Below are 22,732 nucleotides of genomic sequence, written 5' to 3'. Positions count from 1 at the left end.
GGTAAAGTAGCCCTAACTTCAACATACTTTACCAAAAGATGAAGTTTTGCTTTAAATTTCTATCATTTATCATTTTAATCAGGATAGTCTTGGATTGATTGAACACCACAACCTACCAAACACACCATAAACTTCCAGTCAACAACCGTCAACCACTAACGCAAAACCTGTGCTACCCTAGAAAAGTGTCTATATGTTGTAAATCTCAACTATGAAAAAGATTAATGATGAAAAAAGTTGTTGTTGGTCTTTCTGGTGGCGTTGACAGTTCCGTAGCAGCGGCCATTCTACACAATCAGGGCTATGATGTCATTGGTTTGACCCTTTGGTTAATGAAAGGGAAGGGTCAGTGCTGCTCCGAGGGTATGGTGGATGCAGCTACTATTTGCCAACAACTAAGTATTCCCCATGAAATTGTTGATATGCGGGATGTGTTCCAAACTAACATTGTGGATTATCTGGTTTCCGGTTACAGCGCGGGAATCACCCCCTTACCCTGTTCCCAATGTAACAGAACTGTGAAATTTGGTCCCATGTTAGAATATGCAAGAGAAAAACTGGGATCTGATGTTATTGCTACTGGTCATTATGCCCGAATTGCTTACGACCATGGGACTGAACGTTATCAGTTACTACGTGCCTTTGACCGCAACAAAGATCAATCCTACTTTTTATATGATTTATCCCAAGAACTACTAGCAGGTACTATCTTTCCCCTGGGAGAGTTAAATAAAAATGATACTCGTAAAATTGCCGCCGAATATGGCTTAAAAACCGCCGATAAACCCGAGAGCCAGGACTTATGCTTAGTAGAGAGCAATGGTTCCATGCGGGCATTTCTAGACAAATATTTAGCTCCTAAACCTGGTGATATTGTGGACAGTAACGGCAAAATTTTAGGCAAGCATGATGGTGTTCACCATTACACTATAGGACAGCGCAAAGGCTTAGGAATTGCCGCAGCTGAACCACTATATGTCATAAAGTTAGACACAGTTAATAATCTTGTCGTAGTAGGCGATCGCACGAAAGGTACAGAGAAAGAGTGTACGGTTGAGCGAGTAAACTGGGTATCCATGGCAGAACCCAGAGGTACTATTCGTGGGGAAGTGCAAATACGTTACCGTTCTCAACCTGTACTGGCAACAATTATCCCTGGGGAAACCGACTGTGTACAACTGGTATTTGATGAACCCCAATTCAGCATCACACCTGGACAAGCAGCAGTTTGGTATGAGGGAGATAAGGTATTAGGTGGGGGGATCATCAAAAATTAGTATCAATTAACCAAGTGTTGCCATCTTTCAACGCTCTATCTAAATACCGTACAGGCCATAAGCGGGCTATTTTATCCAAAGAACCAGTAGCAAGAGTTTGGCCATCTGGGCTAAAACTCACACTTGTAACTGTATCATCATAACCCTTAAACTCTTGAATTAGCTGACCCTTTAAGTCCCATAACCGGACTGTCTTATCAACAGAAGCGGTAGCGAGAGTTTGTCCATCAGGACTGAAACTCACATTTGTTATCCCACTATCATGACCCTTGAATTCCCGAATCAGATAACCCTTTAAATTCCATAAACGAGCTATTTTGTCAACTGAACCGGTAACAACAGTTTGGCCATCGGGACTGAAACTCACACTTGTAACCCCACCCTCATGACCTGGAAATTTTCCAAGGAGGTCACCCTGCAAGTTCCATAACCTAGCTATTTTGTCAGCACTACCAGTAGCTAGAGCTTGGCCATTGGGACTGAAACTGACACTTGTAACCCAGTCCTCATGACCTAGAAATTCTCCAAGGAGGTCACCCTGCAAGCTCCATAACCTGGCTATTTTGTCCCGGGAACCAGTAGCTAGGATTTGGCCATTGGGACTGAAACTGACACTTGTAACCCAGTCCTCATGACCCTGAAATTCTCCAAGGATATCACCCTGCAAATTCCACAACCGAGCTGTTTTATCAGCAGAACCAGTCCCTATGGTTTGTCCATCTGGGCTGAAATTAACACTTGTGACTCGACTTTGATGACCTTTAAATTCTTGAATCAGACGACCTTCCCAGTTCCACAACCGAGCTGTGTTGTCTCGGGAACCAGTTGCAATATTTTGACCATCTGGGCTAAAACTCACACTGGTAACCCAATCTTCATGACCTCTAATCTCCTGAATTTTGTGTCTATTTAACCCCCACAACCGAGCTGTTTTGTCCACAGAGGTGGTAGCGATGGTTTTACCATCGGGACTGAAACTCACACTGGTGACCCAGTTCTCGTGACCATGAAATTGTTGAATGGTTTCTCCCTGCAAGTTCCATAATCTAGCTGTTTTGTCCACAGAGGTGGTAGCGATGGTTTTACCATCGGGACTGAAACTCACACTGGTGACCCAGTTCTCGTGACCATGAAATTGTTGAATGGTTTCTCCCTGCAAGTTCCATAATCTAACTGTTTTGTCCACAGAGGTGGTAGCTAGGATTTGACCATCGGGACTAAAACTCACACTTGTAACCCAGTCCTCATGACCATGAAATTGCTGGATGTTTTCCCCCTGCAAATTCCATAACCGAGCTGTTCCATCCTCAGAACCAGTTCCTATACTTTGTCCGTCTGGACTAAAACAGATACTTGTGACTCCACCTTCATGACCACGGAACTGTTGGATGTTTTTCCCCTGCAAATTCCATAACCGAGCTGTTCCATCCTCAGAACCAGTCCCTATACTTTGTCCATCTGGACTAAAACAGATACTTGTGACTCCACCTTCATGACCACGGAACTGTTGGATGTTTTTCCCCTGCAAATTCCATAACCGAGCTGTTCCATCCTCAGAACCAGTCCCTATACTTTGTCCATCGGGACTAAAACAAACACTTGTAATTCCACCTTCATGACCACGAAACTGCTGGATGTTTTCACCCCGCAAATTCCATAACCGAATTGTTTTGTCCCAGGAACCAGTCCCTATACTTTGTCCATCGGGACTAAAACAGACACTTGTAATTCCACCTTCATGACCTTTGATGATGTTGCGATCGCTGATGGTGTCAAGAATAGTATTTAATGTATAAATGGGACGAACGGTTGGGTACTTATCCAGAGGATTGTTTTGAACTATGGATTTTAATAAGTTAGCATTACCCACAGCAGTAACCAGGGATAGTAGAGGGTCAGTTTGAAACTGGTCTAAAGCAATTAGTGCATCTTCTTCCAGCTTAGTTACCAGCTGAGCTTGTTCTTCAGCTTCCCTTTCTTGTCTAAGCTCTGCTTGAATTCTCTCTAATTGTGCTGATAACTGAGTATAATATGAACGTGCATACTGATAACGAATAAACTGCACTAAACAGTCGTGAACCAGTTGATATCTATCCCTCAGTGATTCTCGCACTAGCCATACTAAACCTGAACCAACGAAAATCTTCAAAACCAAATCTAGTTTATCACTTTCCACTGACAACTGTGTTATTATTTCCGCTTGAGTTTTCAAGGGTTTAGTTCCATTTTCCCCTGTGAGCAAGTATAAAACCAATTGAGCTGTTGACTCATTCTCAGGTCCACAACTTTTAATCACATCCTGCAAGAATTTTTCTAGTAGTTTCTGTTTACCACCAAATTGTTCATATTGCTCTAAAGTATCAATTCCCTCCTTTTCTAATTGTGCACCAACAATTTGTAGTTCTAGGGGTCTAACCTCTCCTAAATTGTCCCCCAACTCTTCAACTAATTGGTCAATTAATTCCATCTGTAACTCAAATTGGTCTTTGACCATTAGAGTTTGAATAATCCTCTTAGCCACTGCTTTAGAGAAGTTACCCAAGTAGTAACGAATAGTTTTGTCAAGAATGTTATTATTAGTAACTCTTAAATCTACTAGTCTATCTATCTCCAGTAAGTAATGTAAGTATTCCTCCCGCAGGGTAAGGATAATTTTAACAAATGGAATATCTAGGCAAGAGCGTAACAATTGATAAAATGTTCTTTTTTGCTCTAGGTTATTGGCAACAAAGAAAAATTCTTCAAGTTGGTCAAATATCAAAACCGTTAATAAATTTTTATCGCCACTGATGTTTAATAGTTTAATAATTCTCTCCTGTGGAGATAATCCATTAAATGTTTCTATGGCTATAGTTGATTGTAACTTGTTCTCTAGTTTATTTAATAATTGCTCCCATAATTCTTCTAACCAGTTTGTGTACTCCCGCAGAATAATAGGTAACAGCTGTCTATCATCAATAAGTTCCTGTTCCAGAATAGGAACTAGTCCCCCCTGAATAATTGAGGTTTTACCCACTGCAAATTGTCCGTGAATCACGACTAATGGATGTTCATTGTCTGATATTCTTTGCCATAACCTTTTGATATCTTCTTCCCTACCAAATGCCATAGAACGACCATTGGAACCATTAGTCCCGTTCATGATTGGGCGTTGGGGATTTAAATAGGATGATCCCAGGAATGCTCTTAACCCATACTGTTGTTCAACTTGTAGTTGCTCTTGTCTAACATAGAACGCCTCTAAATAATTACCGTGATCAAAGTATAAACTGGCCAAAGTTTTTAAAATCTCAATGTAGAGTTGGGGATCCTGGGGAGGCGCACTATGAGTTTTAGCGATTTCTAAATTTTTAATAGCCGTGCTAGTTTCTCCTAAACCAATTTGGGAACGAGCAATCAACAAGTGATATAAACCATCATCTGGTAAAATTATGTGGTCAACACTGGTTAAGATTTCTTGTGCATACTGTGCCTGCTTTTTAGCTTCTGACCATTGTTGATTTTCTAAAGCCGCTTCTGCCAAAAACCTGTGAATTTGAGCCAAACTTTTCACTTGGTTTTCTCCATTGTAGTAATTAGGTGTGCCAATAATACTACCCCAAGTTTCTAAATCTGGTGCAACTCTCAAAATTTTTCTCAGTATTTGATCATCTATCCAAATCAATAGGGGAAAGGTAAAGTTTTTTCTAAATTCTTCTCTAATTTGGTTGGAGAACTGTAAGATAGAGTCCAGGTTGTTAACAGTCTCCAGTCCAAAGACCATCAAAACTTCTGGATGTCTATCCAACGTTAGGGATATATTATCATAGAGACTTATGGCGGAATGAGGTAGAGTAATCTCCTCAATTTTGTTGGGCGATCTTTCCCGCAATTGCGCTGCTACTTGTTCGCGTAATTCAGCATCATTACAGTGCAAAAAAATCAGGGAAAATTGACTTTGGGAAAAATCAATTACTCGTAGGATAGTTTTGATCGGTTCATAGTGATGATTGGGAATATTTTCTAGATCATTCATGGTGTTGGTCTCCGGGAAAATCCTGTTGATTCCACTAAAATTAGATTGATATTAAATCGGGAATAGCAAGTTGTGATAGTTAAAAGCGACAAATGCGGTTTTGAACGATTAATCCAGCACGTTCCAGTATAGTTTAGTTGGTAGTGCAACAGCAATGGAGAGGATAATGTAGTTTGGATTGGGGAACGAACTTCATCATCTACATGCGATCGCATCAGACAGCCACCCATAAGAAAGGAATAGAAGTAGTGCACGAGTGCAATGCGCATACCTTATTCTTGTAGTTCACGAATTTTTGTAACGATACTTGACCTTTCCAAGTTTGCATAGGTTATAATTGATGCTTGTTGAGTAAAAGTTGAACAAAAATAGATCGTGACATCAGTTGTTAAAATAGTAAAAATGGATATGCCCCATCCTTTATTGGTGATTGAAGTGGTAAGTCCTAATCAAGAAAAGCGAGATTATCGTTACAAGCGTTCTGAGTATGCAGCACGGGGTATTAATGAATATTGGATTGTCGATCCGATGGCACAAAAGGTGACTGTTTTGGAGTGGCTGGAAGGTTTATATGAGGAGCAGGTTTTTACGGGTGATGAGGTGATTTTTTCCCCTTTGTTTTCTGAGGTGAAGTTAACTGTAAATGAGATTCTAAAAGGATAATTTAAGTGGGTGAGTGTAATTAAACACAAGATGAACGTAGGTTGAGCTGAGGAACGAACAAATGTACCGAAGATGCCATTTCAATTACTTTTAGCCACTGGGGGTGGAGATAAAACCATTACAGTCTTTCCCTGTAATCCCCCTAAACCATAACTACTTACAACTTAATAGGGGAAGATTACCCTACCACCGGGTCTTACATCAGCGTGAAAAAACCCCTTGTTTTTCCCCATAAAGACCGCATCTCCCAACCCGGAAAAATTGGAAGACTTTAAGACCTCCCACAGTTTCTTGAAGTCTCCATTCATGGGAATCATATCTATGGCACGAAAGTAAAGATGCTGACTATTACGCGCACCACCTACGGAACTATTAACTGCAGGTGGGCGATACCCGGATGTAATTCTGATGGGTGAGCCAAATTTCTCCCTCACTGGCCCCCAGGTTTTTGCCACTCGGATGGCATTGGCTACATATTCCGCACTAGTAGGAACACGAGTACAGTCTTTGGTTGCTTCTCCCCAAGTTAAGGGTATACCCTCAACTATATACTGGTTGGCATAAACTATTTTACCATCGGGTAAGGTCATGCTACGACCAGTGGGAGAACCTGCATCTGGATTAACTTTTAGGTCTAATTTAATCAGGTCTTCTCTGATCGCTTCTGTTTCTTCTTTGTCTTTTAATTCTAGTAGTTCCTGAGCAGTACCTATGCCTAAACCTAATGGGTATTGTAATTGATTTAATGTTTTAAATTCTGAGAATACTTGTTTAGTCACTGGTCCAACTAAACCATCTGGATCTATTTTGAGTAGTGATTGGATTTCTTTCACTAAGTCTGGATGGGCATCCATAATAAATATGGCTGGAGCTTTCAGTCTGACAAACTCACTTAGAGACCTAATCTCTTTCGGATTGATTGCAGGGGGGTTACCCGTCATAATTGCACCTTAAGAACTATAAAAATCGGCAAACTGATAAAAATATATCCTAAAAATGTACACAATCGTGTTTTCAAGTAACGCTTTGAGTAATTGCTAAATAGGCTACCTTAGCTGCTTCTTGTTCAGCTGCTTTGATTGATCTTCCTTTCCCCTGTCCGAGAATTTTCTCATGTAACCAAACCTGGGCCAAAAAACGTTCATGGGGATTCTGGGGTTGATTAACTTCCACGACCCGATATTCCGGTAACACCTTATATCCCGCTTGAGTCCATTCTTGTAGAGCAGCTTTATAATTTAGCTTAGCTGGATCTAAACGAATTTGCTCTGCTAGTTCCTGAAAATGAGGATCCAACCAAGGACGAATTAGGATTAAATTCTGGGTACTAAGATAAAGAGCACCTAATAATGCTTCAAATGCGTCTGCTAAACGAGACTCCTGCCCAACATTATCCGCTGTGGCACTACCTGCCACTAACAAATATAATTCTAAACCATACTCCCTGGCTAATCTAGCAAGAATGCGATCGCTCACTAGAACGGAACGGATAGCAGCAAAGTCACCCACACAGCAATCAGGATAGCTTTCCCACAGGACAACAGCTGCTACTAAACGAACAACAGCATCACCGACGAATTCTAGCTGTTCATAATTTGCCGATTCAGAAACAGTAGGGTGAGTAAGTGCCAAGTCCAGCAGTGGCCACTTAATAGGACTATTTGCTGATAATCCCAACTTTTGGATTAAACTTTCAAGTTGCCGTTGACGGCGAGGGTAAACGCGGGACATTAGTAAAAAATAGAATTACAAGTTTTAAAAAAGAGAGAGCAGCACATAAGCCGGGTTCTGTTCTCTTGCGAGGGTAGTTATCTGTCTGGGATAGTTGTTACCAACTACCTCAAGCGGCTCTAATTTGCCGAAACTGGTAAAAGACCAACCATAGTTTCTCTGGCCTTGCTCCCAACCGGGGTTTACCGAGCCAGTACCTCTCGATACTGCTGGTGCGCTCTTACCGCACCTTTGCACCCTTACCAACTCTAGAATTAGCATTCTGAAAACTGGCGGTATTTTTCTGTGGCACTTTCCTCACGATCGCTCGTACTGGACGTTATCCAGCAAGTTTGGTCTTTCGGGAGCCCGGACTTTCCTCAAACCGGTGTTAATCACCAATCTGCAACCACCTACGTCTACTCTCTCCCCTACCAGTTTAACCTTTTATTTACCTTTAAGGTCAACGTCTCTTATTCCAAGGTAGAGCATAAGTCCACGGTAGTTTTTCAATGGTAAAGGGACAGTTTATGATAGACACAGGTGGTATATTTGTACCAGAAGCTAAACCAGTACGTAACTCCGATATTCTTAATACCAACTGCAGGGAGAATTCTATTTTCTTTTTCCCTTCCATAAACTCCTTGTACCAACCCTGGAGATTTCTCTGTCCCTTGGTTACCGCTATATCAACTAATGGTTTGCTAACCTCATATACTCCGCTTTCCTTATTTCGTTTTAAAATATCCTCAGCAGTTACTGTTTCAGACATAGTTTTCTTAGGCGCGATAATTGTGGGAACCTGGGGAATAGCTAGGTCTCGGATCATATCTGGAGATTGGCGAATAACACGACGGGATTTTTTACTCTGTTCAAATACCCAGGAACTATTATCCCAGTCCACATATACAGCAAAAGTTTCTGACTTGTTTTCAATGCTGATGGGTAATTGTCTTAAATTATCTTTAACTTTCTCCAAGGAATAGGTTCCCCCTCCACAGGAAATTGCTATTTCGTTGTCTAGGTTTTGCTCCTTTAATTGTTGGGCGACAGATTCTTTCTCAAACTTGAGCATGATCATATCATCAATTGATGTGATCATCCGGTTGAAGGTGTAATATAGGCATAGAATATAAACCATCAACAAAATCAGATTTTGATCACCACTTTGTAACACCATAGAATTATCTATCCTCACCAATAAATCAGACTTATTTTTGATTAATTTCAAATGAATTAGTTAACCAACCTCGACGCCAAAAAAACAACATTAAACTACTGGCAATCACTGCCATTAATCCCAGACAAAAGGGATACCCCCAATACCAGTTTAGTTCTGGCATATTATAGGGCGATTTTTCGGTACTAAAATTCATGCCATATACTCCTACAACAAATGTCAAGGGGATGAAAATAGATGAAATTACCGTGAGTAGCTTCATAATTTCGTTCATTTTGTTACTCACAGCCGACATATAAACATCCATTAAGCCCGAAACCAATTCTCGGTAATTTTCTACCATATCCAGGACCTGGACTGCGTGATCATAACAATCTCTTAGGTAAATACTTACCTCTTGGCTAATCAAGTGGCTACCATCACGAATGAGGGAACTAATCGCATCCCTTTGGGGCCAAATTCCTCTTCTTAGTTGTAATAACTCTCGTTTAACTTGATATATTTGCTTTAAAGTTTCTGATGTAGGATTAGTAATTACTTCTTCCTCCAGCTCAGCAATACGCTCCCCATACAATTCTAAGACTGGAAAAAAACCGTCAATAATGGCATCTAATAGAGAGTAAGCCAAATAATCACTTTTCTCTCCCCGGATAATACCTTTATTCTTATTAATTCTTGCCCTGACACTGTCGAAACAATCATGCTCTGATTCTTCTTGAATGGTTAAAACATAATGGGTTCCTAGGACTAAGCTAACCTGTTCACTATAAAAACTACGATTATTGGTATTTGGCACAACCATTCGGGCAATTATCACCAGTTGTTCTTCATAATCTTCAATCTTGGGTCGTTCTGCCATATTGACTACGTCTTCCAAAATCAACGGGTGTAAATCAAAAGTTTGTCCCAAGCGATGAATTACATCCCGATTTCCTAAACCTTGGACATCCACCCAAGAAACGGACTGTGTCCGGAGGTAATCACTACATTCTTCTGGATTGATGATTCGCCTTTCGACTAAATCAGTTGAGTTGTAATCCATTAAAACAATTTGTGGTTGTTGGGCATCCTCATGAATGATAATCGTCCCTGGAATAGTGCCTGGTTGATGATAATATTCCTGAGTAAAGGATTTACCGGTTTTTGCACCATCTATACCTCGATTACTCCTGTTATTCCCAGAGCGAGCATGTTTCTTATTCATCGGAAATTTCACCTAATTTTTAGTGACAAGTGGTGAAAAAAACAAAAAAGTTTGTCTTATAAAAAAGACAAACTATGAAAAATTTTACCTTAAAGGGCGGCAATTAAAACATTCCCATGCCACCCATGCCACCCATACCGCCCATACCACCCATACCGCCCATGCCAGGGTCGGGTGCAGCGGGGGCTTTCTTTTCTGGTTTTTCCACTACTAAAACCTCGGTGGTTAACACCATACCTGCAATAGATGCAGCGTTTTGTAATGAGGAACGAACTACTTTAGCGGGGTCAATAATCCCAGCGGCAATCAGGTCTTCAAATTCACCAGTAGCCGCATTGTAGCCAATATTAAAATCGCTGTTGCGAACTTGAGAAACAATTACAGAACCCTCCACACCTGCATTGTTAGCAATTTGACGTAGGGGGGCTTCTAGGGATCTTTGGACAATTTCTGCCCCAATTTTTTCTTCCCCATCCAAAGTGTCTTTAATTGCATCTACTTTTGCAACTAAATGAATTAGAGTTGTGCCACCACCTGGAACAATCCCTTCTTCTACTGCTGCTTTAGTAGCATTTAGCGCATCCTCAATTCGCAGTTTACGGTCTTTTAGTTCGGTTTCCGTAGCAGCACCGACTTTGATAACTGCCACACCGCCAGCTAATTTAGCAATCCGTTCTTGCAGTTTTTCCGCATCATAGTCAGAATCCGTTTCTTCTAGCTGCTTACGAATCTGGGCAATCCGTTTTTGGATTTCCGGTTTGTTTTCACTACCAGAAACAATGGTGGTGTTTTCCTTATCTATGGTTATTTTCCGAGCTTTCCCCAGCATTTCTAGGGTTGCTGTATCCAGACTCAAACCAATTTCTTCGGAAATCATTTGCCCATCGGTGAGAATGGCAATATCCTGTAACAAGGCTTTACGACGTTCACCAAAGCCGGGAGATTTAATAGCAGCAACGGCTAAAACTCCCCGTGCTTTGTTGACTACTAAGGTTGCTAAAGCATCTCCTTCCACATCTTCAGCAATAATTAACAAAGGCTGACCCAACCGGGCTACTTTTTCTAATATTGGCACCAGGTCCTGAATACTACTGATTTTCTTATCTGCAATTAGAATGCGGGGGTTATCAAATTCTACTGTCATCCGGTCATTGTTGGTAATGAAGTAGGGAGAAATGTAACCTCTATCAATTTGCATTCCTTCTACCACTTCCAATTCCGTTGTTAAGGATTTGGACTCTTCCACGGTAATGACACCATCTTTGGTAACCTTGGCCATGGCCTGGGCTAACATCTGGCCTACTTCTTCATCATTGCCAGCAGAAACTGTGGCAACTTGAGCAATACTGGCAGTAGGAGAATCTAATTCGCTGTCTTCTACCGGTTTAGCAATTTTGGCAATTTCCTTGACTAGTGCTTCTACGGTTTTATCTATACCCCGTTTCAATGCAATGGGATTTGTACCAGCAGCTACGTTTTTTAATCCTTCCTTAACTAGGGCTTGTGCCAGCACGGTGGCGGTTGTAGTTCCATCTCCAGCTACATCCTTGGTTTTGGAAGCCACTTCTTGAATTAGTCTGGCCCCAGTATTTTCTAGGGGGTCTTCCAATTCAATTTCTTTGGCTACTGTAATGCCATCGTTCACAATTTGGGGGATACCAAATTTTTTTTCTAACAGCACATTACGACCCCTTGGTCCCAGGGTGATTTTTACCGCATCCGCTAATGCGTTAATACCCTTTTCTAGAGCCCGACGTGATTCTTCATCAAATGCAATGATCTTAGCCATGGTTGATCTTTTCCTTAGTTTCATTAGACAATTTAGCACTCTTAATTCAGGAGTGCTAACTGTGCCGCCTATTCAATTTAGCAAATAGTTACCAAAAATGGGTGCAGCTGTGGGAGGTAAGCCAGAACGCCTATCTGGCACTCACTTTTACCGATCAACTTTGTCCTGAGCGTTTTGGCTAAGGCTATACTATTACAGTTGGTACTGGTCTGGCAAACTAATGGTTATGGTTATGGGGGGAAATGAATATAGACAACTCTCTTAAGGCTCTTGGTATTGCTAACCCTAGTGGCACCGGCTGGTTAGCAGTGGTATTTACTTTTATTTTGGCTTGGCTCATAACCTGGGGTTCAATTCCCACTGTTCGTCAATTTGCCCTCCGGGTCGGTTGGGCTGACCAACCTAATGCCCGACGACTCAATCGGGAACCTTTACCCAATGCGGGAGGCCTGGCTATCTATGCCGGCGTAATTGCTGCTGTGGTCTTTGCCAGTCTTTTCCGACCTATCGAACTCCAGGGGGTTTTAGCCCAGGTTCTCACAATTCTTTTGGGTGGATCTATTCTTGTTTTGGTTGGGTTTATAGACGACCAGTTTGGTCTGCCTCCATTTATTCGGTTATGGACACAAATTATTACTGCCCTGTTATTGGTGGCTAATGGTATGAGTATCAAGGTGATGTTTGGTACTCCTATTGATTCCTTTTTGTCTACAGCTCTCACTGTTTTATGGATAGTTGGCATTACCAATGCCGTTAATCTCATGGACGGTATGGATGGTTTAGCTGGTGGCATTAGTTTTATTACTGCCATGAGTTTGTTGGGGGTCTCTGCCCAGTTTGATAATCGAGCCGCAGCAACTCTGGTATTGGCTGCACTGTCGGGGGCAGCTCTTGGCTTTTTACGCCACAACTTTTACCCCTCCCGCATTATTATGGGTGATGCTGGAGCCTATTTTTTAGGTTATGTGCTAGCTGCTACAAGTATATTAGGTAAATTACAGGAAAGTACCATTTATTCTCTTATACCAACGGTTTTGTTTTTGATGTTGCCAGTTTTAGATACTACCCAGGTTTTTATTAAACGCCTCCTAGCAGGAAAAAACCCTCTCAGTACTCCTGGTAAGGATCATTTACATCATCGTCTATTGGCTTGGGGTTTTTCTCAACGACGCGCTAGCTTGATATTATGGTCATTAACCTTGTTCTTTAATATTTTAGCTATGTCTATACAAGCTATGACTTTACCTGTAATTTTTGCTTCCGCATCCGCTATTGTTTTATTTATGTCCTCTACTTTAATTCCACGGGTTCATAGTAACTCTTGATTGGGTATCCATGAATCCTATTACTCAATTTGGGCTTGCTATGACGCAGGCCCTATCTTCTGAATTTTAAATTACCATACCCCCATCCACGTTAAATACTTGTCCAGTAATATAGGCAGCAGCGGGATCCGTGGCTAGAAAGCTTACCATTCCTGCAATTTCTTCCGGCTTGCCAAATCTCCCTAAAGGAATGTACTGCAGGATTCCCTCCGCCTTGATTTCACTGGTCATGTCCGTTTGGATAAAACCTGGGGCAACTGCATTGACTGTAATACCACGGGATGCTAATTCTTTAGCAACGGTCTTGGTAAAGCCTATTACCCCCGCCTTGGCTGCACTGTAGTTGGCCTGCCCTGGATTGCCCATTTGCCCCGCTACAGAAGATATGTTAATTATTCTCCCCGATCTCTGCTTGAGCATAATCTTGCTCACAGCTTTTGTACATAAAAATACACCTGTCAAATTTGTATCTATTACCGCCTGCCAGTCTTCTAATTTCATCCGCAGCAATAGGGTGTCACGGGTAATACCCGCATTGTTTACCAGCAGATCAATTCGGTTGAACGTTTCTAAGGTCTTGTTCACCATGTCCTCTACCTGACCCGCTTGGGAAACATCCGCCTGCAGAGCGATCGCTTCTCCCCCTAATGCTATAATCTCAGATACTACTTTCTCCGCAGCAGTACTGGAGCTAGCATAGTTAACTACTATTTTAGCTCCTTTCTCTGCCAGTTGGAGGGCGATCGCCCGGCCAATACCTCTCGATGCTCCTGTAACAATTGCAACTTGATCTTTTACTGATGTCATTGGGTGTTTTTGAATATTGGTTAACTGCAGTATTCAGAACCACTAAGTAGGTGTTCTGGCTACAACTATAATATTAACCAAGTTCAGCAACCTTTTTGTCGAGCTTTGCTTGCTTTTGATGTTGTCCGGGAACTCTTTCTGTGCGAGACAAACTCCCGGTGCTTCGTTTAGCCAGAGCTAACAACAAATAGACAATTAACAAGTATCCGGAAGCTAAAATAAATATCATCATAGGCACATTCTCATAATTCATTTTTAAACCATCCCAACCCCCAAAAAAACATAAAGTTAGAACCGTTACTAACTACAGAGCCTATTAGCCCAGCTGAAACCACACTATCTACGTGGGAAAGTATTTTTCCCACATCAAAATTGTCGGAATAAACTTCCTGATTTCGCGGACAACAATTTATTTTGTACTCACATACGCCATGAGCAGAATTACCTACTGATGAGGAATTTCTTCTCGGAAGTGAATAGCTCAAAAATTTAAAATTTCTAGATTTTAGTCTAACATGAGGAAATAAAATTTGTGCAAAATTTTGAGTTTATTTTTCAGTTATGACCATAGTCACCTGCGTCAAGCCCTACTTGCAAGTCTAGTTTGAATTTTTACCAACTTTACACAGATATATAAGTTTTTAAGCTAATAAAAGAGATAAAATATGGTTAACCAAGTTTAATTTCATCGAGTTTTAACTTTAAACAACTAAAAGCAAATGGTAACCAGGGATACAAAAAGCCAGGAAAAGTAACAATTGTGGTCAACTATTAACCGATAACTTTGCGGCCTTGATGGTTTATCTTAAAATGAGTAAAGAATATGTAAACTTTCGTAACTAAAGTCAGAGTCCGCCCATCCATGACCCCAGCCACCTTCCTGTTTACCCCTGTGGAAGCAGACCTGCGAATACTAGCAGATAACCTGACACAGCTAGTTGGAAATCGCCACCCCATTCTCTATGCAGCAGCTGAACATTTATTCGGTGCTGGGGGTAAGCGTATCAGACCAGCCATTGTTTTATTAATATCGCGGGCTACAACGCTAGAAGAAGACATCTCCCTAGGTCACAGACGATTGGCTGAAATTACAGAGATGATTCATACAGCCAGTTTAGTTCATGATGATGTAGTGGATGAATCAGATATACGTAGAGGAGTGCCTACAGTTCATAGTTTGTTTGGCAATCGCATTGCAGTGTTAGCTGGAGATTTTCTATTTGCCCAATCTTCCTGGTACTTGGCCAATCTAGATAACCTAGAGGTAGTGAAACTGCTTTCAGAAGTAATCATGGATTTAGCGGCTGGAGAGATTCAGCAAGGGCTAAATCGCTTTGATACTAATCTGTCGATAGAAACTTACCTAAAAAAGAGTTATTACAAAACGGCTTCATTGATTGCCAACAGTGCTAAAGCCGCTGGAATTTTGAGTAACGTATCTTCAGAAAGTGCTAACAACCTATATAATTACGGTAAGGATTTAGGTTTAGCCTTTCAAATAGTAGATGATATTTTAGATTTCACTGGTTCTATGGATACTTTGGGTAAACCAGCTGCATCGGATCTCAAAAGTGGTAATCTAACTGCACCGGTTTTATTTGCCCTGGAGGAGCAACCGTCTCTGGAAGTACTAATTGAAAGAGAGTTTGCTCAAGAGGGGGATTTAGAGCAAGCTGTGAAGTTGATTTCTGATAGTCAAGGGATACCCAGAGCTAGAGAATTAGCGAATCACCACGCCAATCTAGCAAAGCAACATATTGCAGACCTAGGACCCTCTGAATCAAAGCAAGCATTAATTAACATGACGGATTACGTACTAAGTCGTCTATACTAAGCAAGTTTGGATTTTAGCTGGGAGACTGGGATTCCCCGTTCTTATGGTGGCCGCGAGCTGCCTACCCAGCTCTCAATTTTACCATTCATCAGGCTATGTTTGTGGGGGGGGGTAAGTGTTGCTGTAGGGTCTGTTGAATCATATTTTCCAGATCTGCACGTCTTACTTCCACAGCGTTGGTGTTAGTTCCAGGGGTTTCCATAAAAACTATGCTATCTACTGGTGTTATTGCCAACAGTTGAAATAAAATATCAATTATAGGTATGGGTTTAGCTACTACCTGGGGTTTAATTTCTATGTGTGAAGAGCGAATAGCATCGTTTAGTCTAGGAAAGGCGTAAATTACCTGCTTTTCTAATTCTGGATTGGCTTTGTTGCACAGTGTAGTTGAAACCCAAGATCCTTCAGAATTTTGAAGGATGTAGTATCGCGGGTGTCGAAGATTTTTCGCAGCCACCCTTAAAACTGGCGCGATGGTCGCCACAAGTTTTGGTGTTATGCCATCTTTCGGCGCATTCTGAATCAGTAATTGAATTTGTTTTTCTAAATTTGTCATAATTTTTAAAGTTACGAGTATGAATTCAACGGTAACATCAATTAATAAGGAGGATCGATCTATTGGAGTGGAGGTGATAGAAGTAATATTTGAATTTCTTCTGAGGGAACTCCAGCAGTGCACCAAATCGACAGAAAAAAACTGTCGCAATATAGCAGTGCGAATTGCCAGTGAAGTAATGAGAATTTGCAACGAAAGCAAACGCATTCAATCCTCCGGCGAAATAGAAAGCTCTGCCACCACCTTGGCCCGATATAGACTGCAACAGTGCTTGCGGTATTACCAATTAGGATCTCATAGAGGTAGGGTAGAACTACACAGTGTGTTAAGTTCAATCGTATATAGATATATTAACTTACCCCAAAGGCAATTGAGCTATCAGGGGAGAATGATTGCTATAGAGGACTTCCTGCAAGGTTTTTATTTGGAGTCTCTAAACGCCTTTCGCCGCGAGAATCAGCAACCACCTGACTATCGTCCTCAAACTCTCCTAGAGTTAGCAGAATATATGGCATTTACCGAACGGTATGCCAAACGTCGGATTCCATTACCCGGACGCCAGCAACAATTAATAATTTTAAGGGCACAGACCTTCTCCCAACAGCAACCTCTAGAAACTAGTGTTGATATTGAACAAGCTACCCAAGCAAGTGGTGGTGAATCTGATCGTTCGTGGGACGAGCCTATATTAACCCAATTGCGGGCTGCTATAGCTACACAACCAGAGCCAGAAATTGAAGAAGGTAGTTTGCGCTCCGTGGTGATTACTGAATTAATGAATTATTTAGAGCAAAAACAGCAACTAGACTGTGCGGAGTATTTTTCATTGCGACTTCAGGACTTTTCAGCCCAGGAGATTGAATCAGTTTTGGGCCTAACTCCACGCCAACGAGATTACTTGCAGCAACGATTCAAGTATCATCTAATGCGATTTTCTCTTTTGCATCGCTGGGAATTAGTGCATGAATGGCTAGAAGCGTCACTGCCAACCAACTTAGGTCTAACACCCCATGAGTGGGAATTATATATACGCAATTTAGATGAAAAAGATAGATATTTATTAGATTTAAAACATCAAGGAGAGTCTGACCAAACAATAGCTAAAAACTTGGGATTATCTGTGGCCCAGCTGCAAAAACGGTGGTTCAAAATTTTAGAAAAAGCATGGGAAATTCGCAATTCATTGTCCGGATCCACTCCATCTGCTTATGAATAAGGACTTACAACTCATACGATACTGGTATCAAAGTCACTTTTTGGCAAATTTTGTCAAAGCGGCAAGAATCTCTCAGTGGAGTGTGGGAGAATTTATCGGGTAGAAGACCCTCTGTGAAAAAGTTGCTACTTAGTAAAGTAGTAAGCCATCATTAAGGGGAGAACCCCAACCTTTTCAATTAGGAGAAATTCCTACTGTGCAAGAACGTTTTCAAGTCGTCCTTAAGCGGCGATTACAACTCGAAATCCAAAACCGCCCACCTTTATTTCCTTGGGAAAGTCAGTTAGTAGAGTATCCAGAATTTGTCGAAGATATCGGGATTGCTTTAGTTCCCGCCTGGGGGTGGTTGGCACAGCAATCTCAACTCCGTCTACCAATTCCGTTACCGGATAAGGTTTTTCAACACTTAGTGGACAGGTGTCAATCACTAGTGACATCCTGTATCCCATTGGGACCTAAATTGATACAGGCCGTGTCAGATATGTTTCCAGATGAGGATCATTTAATTAGCGACTTAGCTGGATTAGTACTCAGAAGTTCCTACAGATCCGTAAGCACCTTGGAAACCCTACCTAGTATTGACAAAGACTATTCTAAATTGCAACCGCGTCAACAAATGGCTTTGTCGCTGATAGCTGCTAAACAATTGTTAGAAAGTCTAACTTTATCTATTTCCCTTTCTAACCCAGTCGTAGAGCAACAGTGGGAAAGTTACGGTGGTACTCTAACTATTCAAGCACAATTGCTTTCCTTGGGTGCCACGATGAAGTTACGTGTTTATGGTGAGTTACCAACTCCAGGAAGTTTCACAATTCAGGGGAATGGCACATCCGTAACTACCTTCTCTAAGGAAGGTCACAAAGCCAGTTTAGAATTAAACTTTCCCCGTGCCAACCAAACCTATATCCTAGCAGTTGAATTCCCACAAGCGGAAACTCAGCCTTTGTTATTGGCAATTAATGTGACCGTGTAGTTTAAGAGAATTTATTTAGCTTCCCCGGATAAACGGGGAAGCTTAAACCTAATTAGTTAGCTAAGCTGATGATTAGGCTTCATCCAAAGCTGCAATACCGGGTAGAACCTTACCTTCTAATAATTCTAAACTAGCACCGCCACCAGTGGAAATGTGGCTCATTTGGTCAGCTAAACCTACTTTTTCTACAGCAGCTACAGAGTCACCACCACCAATAATTGTTGTGGCGCCAGTTTTACTAATTTCTGCTAAAGTCTGGGCGATCGCTTCAGTACCGACAGCAAACTTGTCAAATTCAAACACGCCCATAGGTCCATTCCAGATAACGGTTTTGCAATCAGCTAGAGCTGCTTGAAAAACTTTAACCGAGTCAGGTCCAATATCTAAACCCATACGGTCATCGGGGATATGGTCAATGGAAACAGTGACAGCATCAGCATCGGGTCCGAATTTATCAGCTGCGACAATATCCGTAGGTAACAACAAAGTCACACCACGTTCCGCTGCTTTTTTCTCTAGAGAACTGGCCAGTCCCAATTTGTCCTGTTCTACTAAGGACTTGCCCACATTTAGTCCCCGCGCTTTGTAGAAGGTAAAAATCATCCCTCCGCCAATAATCAATTTATCGCACTTTTCTAACAGGGTTTCAATGACACCGATTTTACTAGAAACCTTAGACCCACCAATAATGGCTACCAAAGGACGTTGAGGAACTTCAATAGCACCCTGCAGGTATTGTAACTCTTTTTCGACCAAATAACCAGCCACGGAAGGACTTAAATACTTAGTTACACCTTCAGTGGAAGCATGGGCCCGGTGAGCAGTACCAAAAGCATCATTAACATAGAAATCAGCATTAGCGGCTAATTGGCGGGCAAATTCTGGATCATTGTTTTCCTCTTCTTTATAGAAGCGGACATTTTCTAGCAATAGCACTTGTCCTTTTTCTAAAGCTGCTACCTGGGCGGTGACATCATCACCAATACAGTCATCAGTTTTGATCACCTCTTGTCCCAAAAGTTCAGAAAGACGTTTGGCAACGGGAGTGAGACGTAACTTCTCATCCACACCCTTGGGGCGACCAAAGTGGCTGGCTAAAATCACCTTAGCTCCCTTGCTGATTAAATCTTGAATGGTAGGGAGGGCGGCCCGAATGCGAGTGTCATCAGTAATATTCCCCTGATCATCCACGGGTACGTTAAAATCAACTCGTACCAAGGCACGTTTGTCAGAAATATCGGCAGCAGATAAACTTGCTAAACTTTTTTTTGACATGGCCAAACTCTCCTGATTCTGTTTTTGTTATTGTTTTGAAAGTATCACAATCCAGATTTTACCGGACTAAGGGGCATGGAGATAATTTATGTTTAAAACTGTTCTATTTCCCATTGATGGCAGTCGAGAAGCGCGAGAAGCTGTGGACATAGTTGTTAATATTGTCCAACAGTATAATAGCCGCCTAGTAATTCTATCAGTAGTGGAAGAAGTATCATTGGAGGAAACGAATGACACAGCAATGGCATCTCCGGAGTTGGTTGCCGGACTTTTACAGGAAGCCCAGAGTTTATTTTTTAACCATGGTATTAATCCAGAAGTGCTAGAAAAGCAGGGGAAAGCAGCTTTTACAATTTGTGATGTAGCAGATGAAGTAGGAGCAAATTTGATTGTAATGGGTTGTCGAGGTTTAGGTCTTACCCAAGAAGGTGTCAATGACAGTGTGACCACAAGGGTCATCAACCTCTCACCCTGTCCAGTTCTGGTTATCCCCTAGGAAATTGTAGATTTTGGATTTTTACTTTCCATCAAGCCCATTCTTGTAGGCTAAAATGTAGGTTAAGATAGAAAAAACTTCCAGCTACCACATACATTCGCTCAGTTGAATACAAGTAAAATGGGATTCTTTGACTCTGAGATAGTGCAACAAGAGGCCAAGCAGCTATTTGAAGATTATCAGGCACTAATTCAGCTTGGTAATAACTACGGCAAATTTGACCGTGAAGGCAAAAAGCTGTTTATTGAACAAATGGAAAACATGATGGACCGTTACCGCGTCTTTATGAAGCGGTTCGAGTTATCAGAGGATTTCATGGCACAAATGACAGTAGAGCAACTAAAAACCCAGCTCAATCAATTTGGTGTGACCCCACAGCAAATGTTCGAGCAAATGCATCTGACTCTGGAGCGCATGAAAACCGAGCTAGAAAAACAGGTGTAGATTGTCAATAGTTAACAATTCCTCCTAATTTGACTTGGGACGGGGAAACTGGGAAGGTGATTTAAAATTCTCCACTGGCACGTTTTCTAGGGCTTGCACCATAAAATCACGCCAGATAGGGGCAACCATTCCACCACCAGTCGCACCACTGGATAATTGCAGGTTATCATCCCTTCCCACCCACACTGCTGTTGTCAGTTGTGGCACCGTACCCACATACCAAATGTCTTTTTCTGAGGATGTTGTTCCTGTTTTCCCTGCTGATGGCCTACCCAATGCTGCTCCTTTACCTGTACCGCTGGTCACTACTGACTGCATAATGTCTATGGTAGCTGCTGATGCCCAAGAATCCAGAACTCTCTGAGGTTTGGGTGTATTATCTAATATAACATTACCGCTACTATCAGTAATGCGTACTATTACTGTGGCTGGAGACTGCCATCCATAATTAGCAAAGGTAGCGTAGGCACTGGCCATTTCTAGTGGTGTAACCCCAATTGCACCAAGAGGTAAGGATGTTACTGGCTCCATAGGACTCATAATACCCAAAGTCCGACAGGTTTCCACCACCTTATTCATGCCTATGCTTTTACCAAGTTTAATTACAGGTATGTTACGGGACTGGGCTAAAGCGGTGCGAATAGACATTGCACCGCTAAAACCACCATCATAGTTTCTGGGATAGTACCAACCATTGCCATCTCGATAACTCACAGGAGCATCCAATATGGTGCTATCCGGTGTATACTTACCCGTAGCAAAGGCGGCATAGTAAACAAAAGGTTTAAAAGAAGACCCAGGTTGTCTCTGAGCTTGAGTTGCACGATTGAACTCACTTGCTTTAGCATCTACGCCACCAACTAAAGCTTTGACAAAGTGTGTGCGTGGATCTATAGCAACTAAAGCAATTTGGTTTTTCCGCAGTCCCTTGCCAAGTAAATCCTGGTGCCATCTACTTACAGTGGATTCTGCCATGATTTGAAACTTAGCATCAACGGTAGTTTGCACACGCATACCCCCTTTAAGCAGTGCATCTCGACCGAACCTTCTGGAGAGTTCCTGGGCCACAGTGTTGCTAATATAGGGTAGAGCACTACCTTGAAAAGATCTAATTCGACCTAATGTAATTTTCTCATTAATTGCCTGGTCATATTCTTTAGAGGTAATCCAATCCAGTTCACGCATTCTACCCAAAACTTCTCTTTGTTTTTGTTTAGCCTTTTTCATGCTTACAAAAGGACTAAATTCTTCCGGAGCTTGAATTAAGCCAGCCATCATTGCTGACTCGCCCAAGGTTAAAAATTCTGCGGATTTGTTAAAATAGGTACGAGCTGCTGTTTGGGCACCATAGTTGTTGTGACCCCAATACACCTGATTGAGGTACATTTCCAAAATTTCATTTTTCTCTAGAATTTGTTCTAGACGAATGGCTAAGACTGCTTCTGCTAGTTTACGAGTAAATGCTCGTTTATGGGACAAAAACAGGTTTTTAACCAGCTGCATGGTGATGGTAGAGCCACCTTCTTTTACTCCACCAGCTACTAAGTTAACTACCAGGGCCCTTCCCACACCGGAGGGATTAATCCCATGGTGACCGTAAAAGTGACCATCTTCACTAGCAAGTACGGCACGTTTAAGATTAGGGGAAATCCTGTCTAGGGGGACAACTTGACGGTTAGCTTCACCATGAATACTGGCTAAAAGCTTACCTTTAATATCATATATGAAGGTGGTTTCTGTAGGAGAGAAACTGCGTAACTGTCTAACATCTGGTAAATTGCGGAAACTAATAGCCAGTCCCACCAGGGATCCGGCTATAATAGAGCTGGATAGCAAAGTAACAGATAGTAGAGTTGCACCAGCTACTTGACCTACTCCTTTAAAAAATTCAAAGCCAGGCGAAACCTGCTCTTGGGAGTTTTTGTTTGTAAAAGTTCTAGAAGACACAGCGATTTTACTTCCTCACTA

At 41.7% G+C, this 22,732-nt stretch carries 18 protein-coding genes, 1 other RNA gene and 1 pseudogene; 8 read left to right on the top strand and 12 right to left on the bottom strand.

Annotation, left to right across the window (positions count from 1 at the left end):
• Nucleotides 1–227: 227 nt before the first annotated feature.
• Entirely contained in the window at nt 228–1,277 is a 1,050-nt protein-coding gene (gene mnmA / locus C6N34_RS00720) for a tRNA 2-thiouridine(34) synthase MnmA (protein ID WP_057177032.1), read from the top strand.
• Here mnmA and C6N34_RS00715 read toward each other — a convergent pair.
• Complete coding sequence (locus C6N34_RS00715) at nt 1,267–5,292, bottom strand: WD40 domain-containing protein (RefSeq protein ID WP_236107275.1); 4,026 nt, start codon at nt 5,290–5,292, stop codon at nt 1,267–1,269. The genes mnmA and C6N34_RS00715 overlap by 11 nt on opposite strands.
• A gap of 393 nt (nt 5,293–5,685) precedes the next feature.
• Here C6N34_RS00715 and C6N34_RS00710 point away from each other — a divergent pair.
• Nucleotides 5,686–5,955, top strand: a pseudogene (locus C6N34_RS00710) (Uma2 family endonuclease); the annotation flags it as partial.
• A gap of 164 nt (nt 5,956–6,119) precedes the next feature.
• Here C6N34_RS00710 and C6N34_RS00705 read toward each other — a convergent pair.
• The 6 genes from C6N34_RS00705 to groL all read right to left on the bottom strand — a co-directional run bounded on the left by C6N34_RS00705 (nt 6,120) and on the right by groL (nt 11,838).
• A complete protein-coding gene (locus tag C6N34_RS00705) occupies nt 6,120–6,896 on the bottom strand; it encodes a D-Ala-D-Ala carboxypeptidase family metallohydrolase (RefSeq protein WP_115538984.1) in 777 nt (258 codons plus the stop codon).
• Nucleotides 6,897–6,969: 73 nt separating this feature from the next.
• Complete coding sequence (rnc, locus tag C6N34_RS00700) at nt 6,970–7,686, bottom strand: ribonuclease III (protein ID WP_057177024.1); 717 nt, start codon at nt 7,684–7,686, stop codon at nt 6,970–6,972.
• A 30-nt stretch (nt 7,687–7,716) separates the two neighbouring features.
• Nucleotides 7,717–8,092, bottom strand: an RNA gene (rnpB, locus tag C6N34_RS00695) — RNase P RNA component class A.
• Between the two features lie 36 nt (nt 8,093–8,128).
• Nucleotides 8,129–8,845: a hypothetical protein gene (locus tag C6N34_RS00690; protein ID WP_040009976.1), complete on the bottom strand. Its 717-nt coding sequence runs from the start codon at nt 8,843–8,845 to the stop codon at nt 8,129–8,131.
• A gap of 31 nt (nt 8,846–8,876) precedes the next feature.
• Entirely contained in the window at nt 8,877–10,049 is a 1,173-nt protein-coding gene (gene corA / locus C6N34_RS00685) for a magnesium/cobalt transporter CorA (protein WP_235528899.1), read from the bottom strand.
• A 103-nt stretch (nt 10,050–10,152) separates the two neighbouring features.
• A complete protein-coding gene (gene groL / locus C6N34_RS00680; RefSeq protein ID WP_057177025.1) occupies nt 10,153–11,838 on the bottom strand; it encodes a chaperonin GroEL in 1,686 nt (561 codons plus the stop codon).
• Between the two features lie 242 nt (nt 11,839–12,080).
• On the opposite strand from groL, the gene C6N34_RS00675 reads away from it, so the two are divergent.
• Entirely contained in the window at nt 12,081–13,163 is a 1,083-nt protein-coding gene (locus C6N34_RS00675; RefSeq protein ID WP_006278497.1) for an MraY family glycosyltransferase, read from the top strand.
• 66 nt (nt 13,164–13,229) lie between these two features.
• On the opposite strand, the gene fabG is transcribed toward C6N34_RS00675, so the two are convergent.
• Nucleotides 13,230–13,970: a 3-oxoacyl-[acyl-carrier-protein] reductase gene (gene fabG / locus C6N34_RS00670; protein WP_006278496.1), complete on the bottom strand. Its 741-nt coding sequence runs from the start codon at nt 13,968–13,970 to the stop codon at nt 13,230–13,232.
• A gap of 73 nt (nt 13,971–14,043) precedes the next feature.
• Nucleotides 14,044–14,202 carry a hypothetical protein gene (locus tag C6N34_RS00665; RefSeq protein ID WP_006278495.1) on the bottom strand — a complete coding sequence of 53 codons (159 nt, stop codon included), beginning with the start codon at nt 14,200–14,202 and terminating at the stop codon, nt 14,044–14,046.
• A gap of 630 nt (nt 14,203–14,832) precedes the next feature.
• Between C6N34_RS00665 and sds the strand changes: the two genes are divergently transcribed.
• Entirely contained in the window at nt 14,833–15,804 is a 972-nt protein-coding gene (sds, locus tag C6N34_RS00660; protein WP_006278494.1) for a solanesyl diphosphate synthase, read from the top strand.
• 88 nt (nt 15,805–15,892) lie between these two features.
• On the opposite strand, the gene C6N34_RS00655 is transcribed toward sds, so the two are convergent.
• On the bottom strand, nt 15,893–16,360 hold the full coding sequence (locus tag C6N34_RS00655; protein WP_057177028.1) for a hypothetical protein: 468 nt from the start codon (nt 16,358–16,360) through the stop codon (nt 15,893–15,895).
• Nucleotides 16,361–16,379: 19 nt separating this feature from the next.
• Between C6N34_RS00655 and hetZ the strand changes: the two genes are divergently transcribed.
• Entirely contained in the window at nt 16,380–17,576 is a 1,197-nt protein-coding gene (gene hetZ / locus C6N34_RS00650; protein WP_006278492.1) for a heterocyst differentiation protein HetZ, read from the top strand.
• Between the two features lie 196 nt (nt 17,577–17,772).
• A complete protein-coding gene (locus tag C6N34_RS00645) occupies nt 17,773–18,549 on the top strand; it encodes a hypothetical protein (RefSeq protein WP_057178065.1) in 777 nt (258 codons plus the stop codon).
• A 72-nt stretch (nt 18,550–18,621) separates the two neighbouring features.
• On the opposite strand, the gene C6N34_RS00640 is transcribed toward C6N34_RS00645, so the two are convergent.
• Nucleotides 18,622–19,824 carry a phosphoglycerate kinase gene (locus C6N34_RS00640; RefSeq protein WP_057178066.1) on the bottom strand — a complete coding sequence of 401 codons (1,203 nt, stop codon included), beginning with the start codon at nt 19,822–19,824 and terminating at the stop codon, nt 18,622–18,624.
• Between the two features lie 88 nt (nt 19,825–19,912).
• On the opposite strand from C6N34_RS00640, the gene C6N34_RS00635 reads away from it, so the two are divergent.
• Both C6N34_RS00635 and C6N34_RS00630 read left to right on the top strand, forming a co-directional pair.
• Nucleotides 19,913–20,320 (top strand): universal stress protein, encoded by a 408-nt coding sequence (locus tag C6N34_RS00635; protein WP_006278489.1) that lies wholly within the window; start codon nt 19,913–19,915, stop codon nt 20,318–20,320.
• A gap of 120 nt (nt 20,321–20,440) precedes the next feature.
• Complete coding sequence (locus C6N34_RS00630) at nt 20,441–20,764, top strand: DUF1825 family protein (protein ID WP_057178067.1); 324 nt, start codon at nt 20,441–20,443, stop codon at nt 20,762–20,764.
• 24 nt (nt 20,765–20,788) lie between these two features.
• On the opposite strand, the gene C6N34_RS00625 is transcribed toward C6N34_RS00630, so the two are convergent.
• A complete protein-coding gene (locus C6N34_RS00625; protein WP_006278487.1) occupies nt 20,789–22,711 on the bottom strand; it encodes a transglycosylase domain-containing protein in 1,923 nt (640 codons plus the stop codon).
• Nucleotides 22,712–22,732 lie beyond the last annotated feature (21 nt).

The organism is Cylindrospermopsis raciborskii Cr2010, from assembly GCF_003367075.2.
Taxonomy (GTDB): Bacteria; Cyanobacteriota; Cyanobacteriia; order Cyanobacteriales; family Nostocaceae; genus Raphidiopsis; species Raphidiopsis raciborskii.
This window is presented reverse-complemented; position numbering and strand designations above follow the sequence as displayed.

Bases quoted from the DNA above. Each gene is read 5' to 3' on its own strand.
- mnmA (WP_057177032.1), top strand. From the start codon at position 228: ATGAAAAAAGTTGTTGTTGGTCTTTCTGGTGGCGTTGACAGTTCCGTA.
- C6N34_RS00715 (WP_236107275.1), bottom strand. From the start codon at position 5,292: ATGAATGATCTAGAAAATATTCCCAATCATCACTATGAACCGATCAAA.
- C6N34_RS00705 (WP_115538984.1), bottom strand. From the start codon at position 6,896: ATGACGGGTAACCCCCCTGCAATCAATCCGAAAGAGATTAGGTCTCTA.
- rnc (WP_057177024.1), bottom strand. From the start codon at position 7,686: ATGTCCCGCGTTTACCCTCGCCGTCAACGGCAACTTGAAAGTTTAATC.
- C6N34_RS00690 (WP_040009976.1), bottom strand. From the start codon at position 8,845: ATGGTGTTACAAAGTGGTGATCAAAATCTGATTTTGTTGATGGTTTAT.
- corA (WP_235528899.1), bottom strand. From the start codon at position 10,049: ATGAATAAGAAACATGCTCGCTCTGGGAATAACAGGAGTAATCGAGGT.
- groL (WP_057177025.1), bottom strand. From the start codon at position 11,838: ATGGCTAAGATCATTGCATTTGATGAAGAATCACGTCGGGCTCTAGAA.
- C6N34_RS00675 (WP_006278497.1), top strand. From the start codon at position 12,081: ATGAATATAGACAACTCTCTTAAGGCTCTTGGTATTGCTAACCCTAGT.
- fabG (WP_006278496.1), bottom strand. From the start codon at position 13,970: ATGACATCAGTAAAAGATCAAGTTGCAATTGTTACAGGAGCATCGAGA.
- C6N34_RS00665 (WP_006278495.1), bottom strand. From the start codon at position 14,202: ATGATGATATTTATTTTAGCTTCCGGATACTTGTTAATTGTCTATTTG.
- sds (WP_006278494.1), top strand. From the start codon at position 14,833: ATGACCCCAGCCACCTTCCTGTTTACCCCTGTGGAAGCAGACCTGCGA.
- C6N34_RS00655 (WP_057177028.1), bottom strand. From the start codon at position 16,360: ATGACAAATTTAGAAAAACAAATTCAATTACTGATTCAGAATGCGCCG.
- hetZ (WP_006278492.1), top strand. From the start codon at position 16,380: ATGAATTCAACGGTAACATCAATTAATAAGGAGGATCGATCTATTGGA.
- C6N34_RS00640 (WP_057178066.1), bottom strand. From the start codon at position 19,824: ATGTCAAAAAAAAGTTTAGCAAGTTTATCTGCTGCCGATATTTCTGAC.
- C6N34_RS00635 (WP_006278489.1), top strand. From the start codon at position 19,913: ATGTTTAAAACTGTTCTATTTCCCATTGATGGCAGTCGAGAAGCGCGA.
- C6N34_RS00630 (WP_057178067.1), top strand. From the start codon at position 20,441: ATGGGATTCTTTGACTCTGAGATAGTGCAACAAGAGGCCAAGCAGCTA.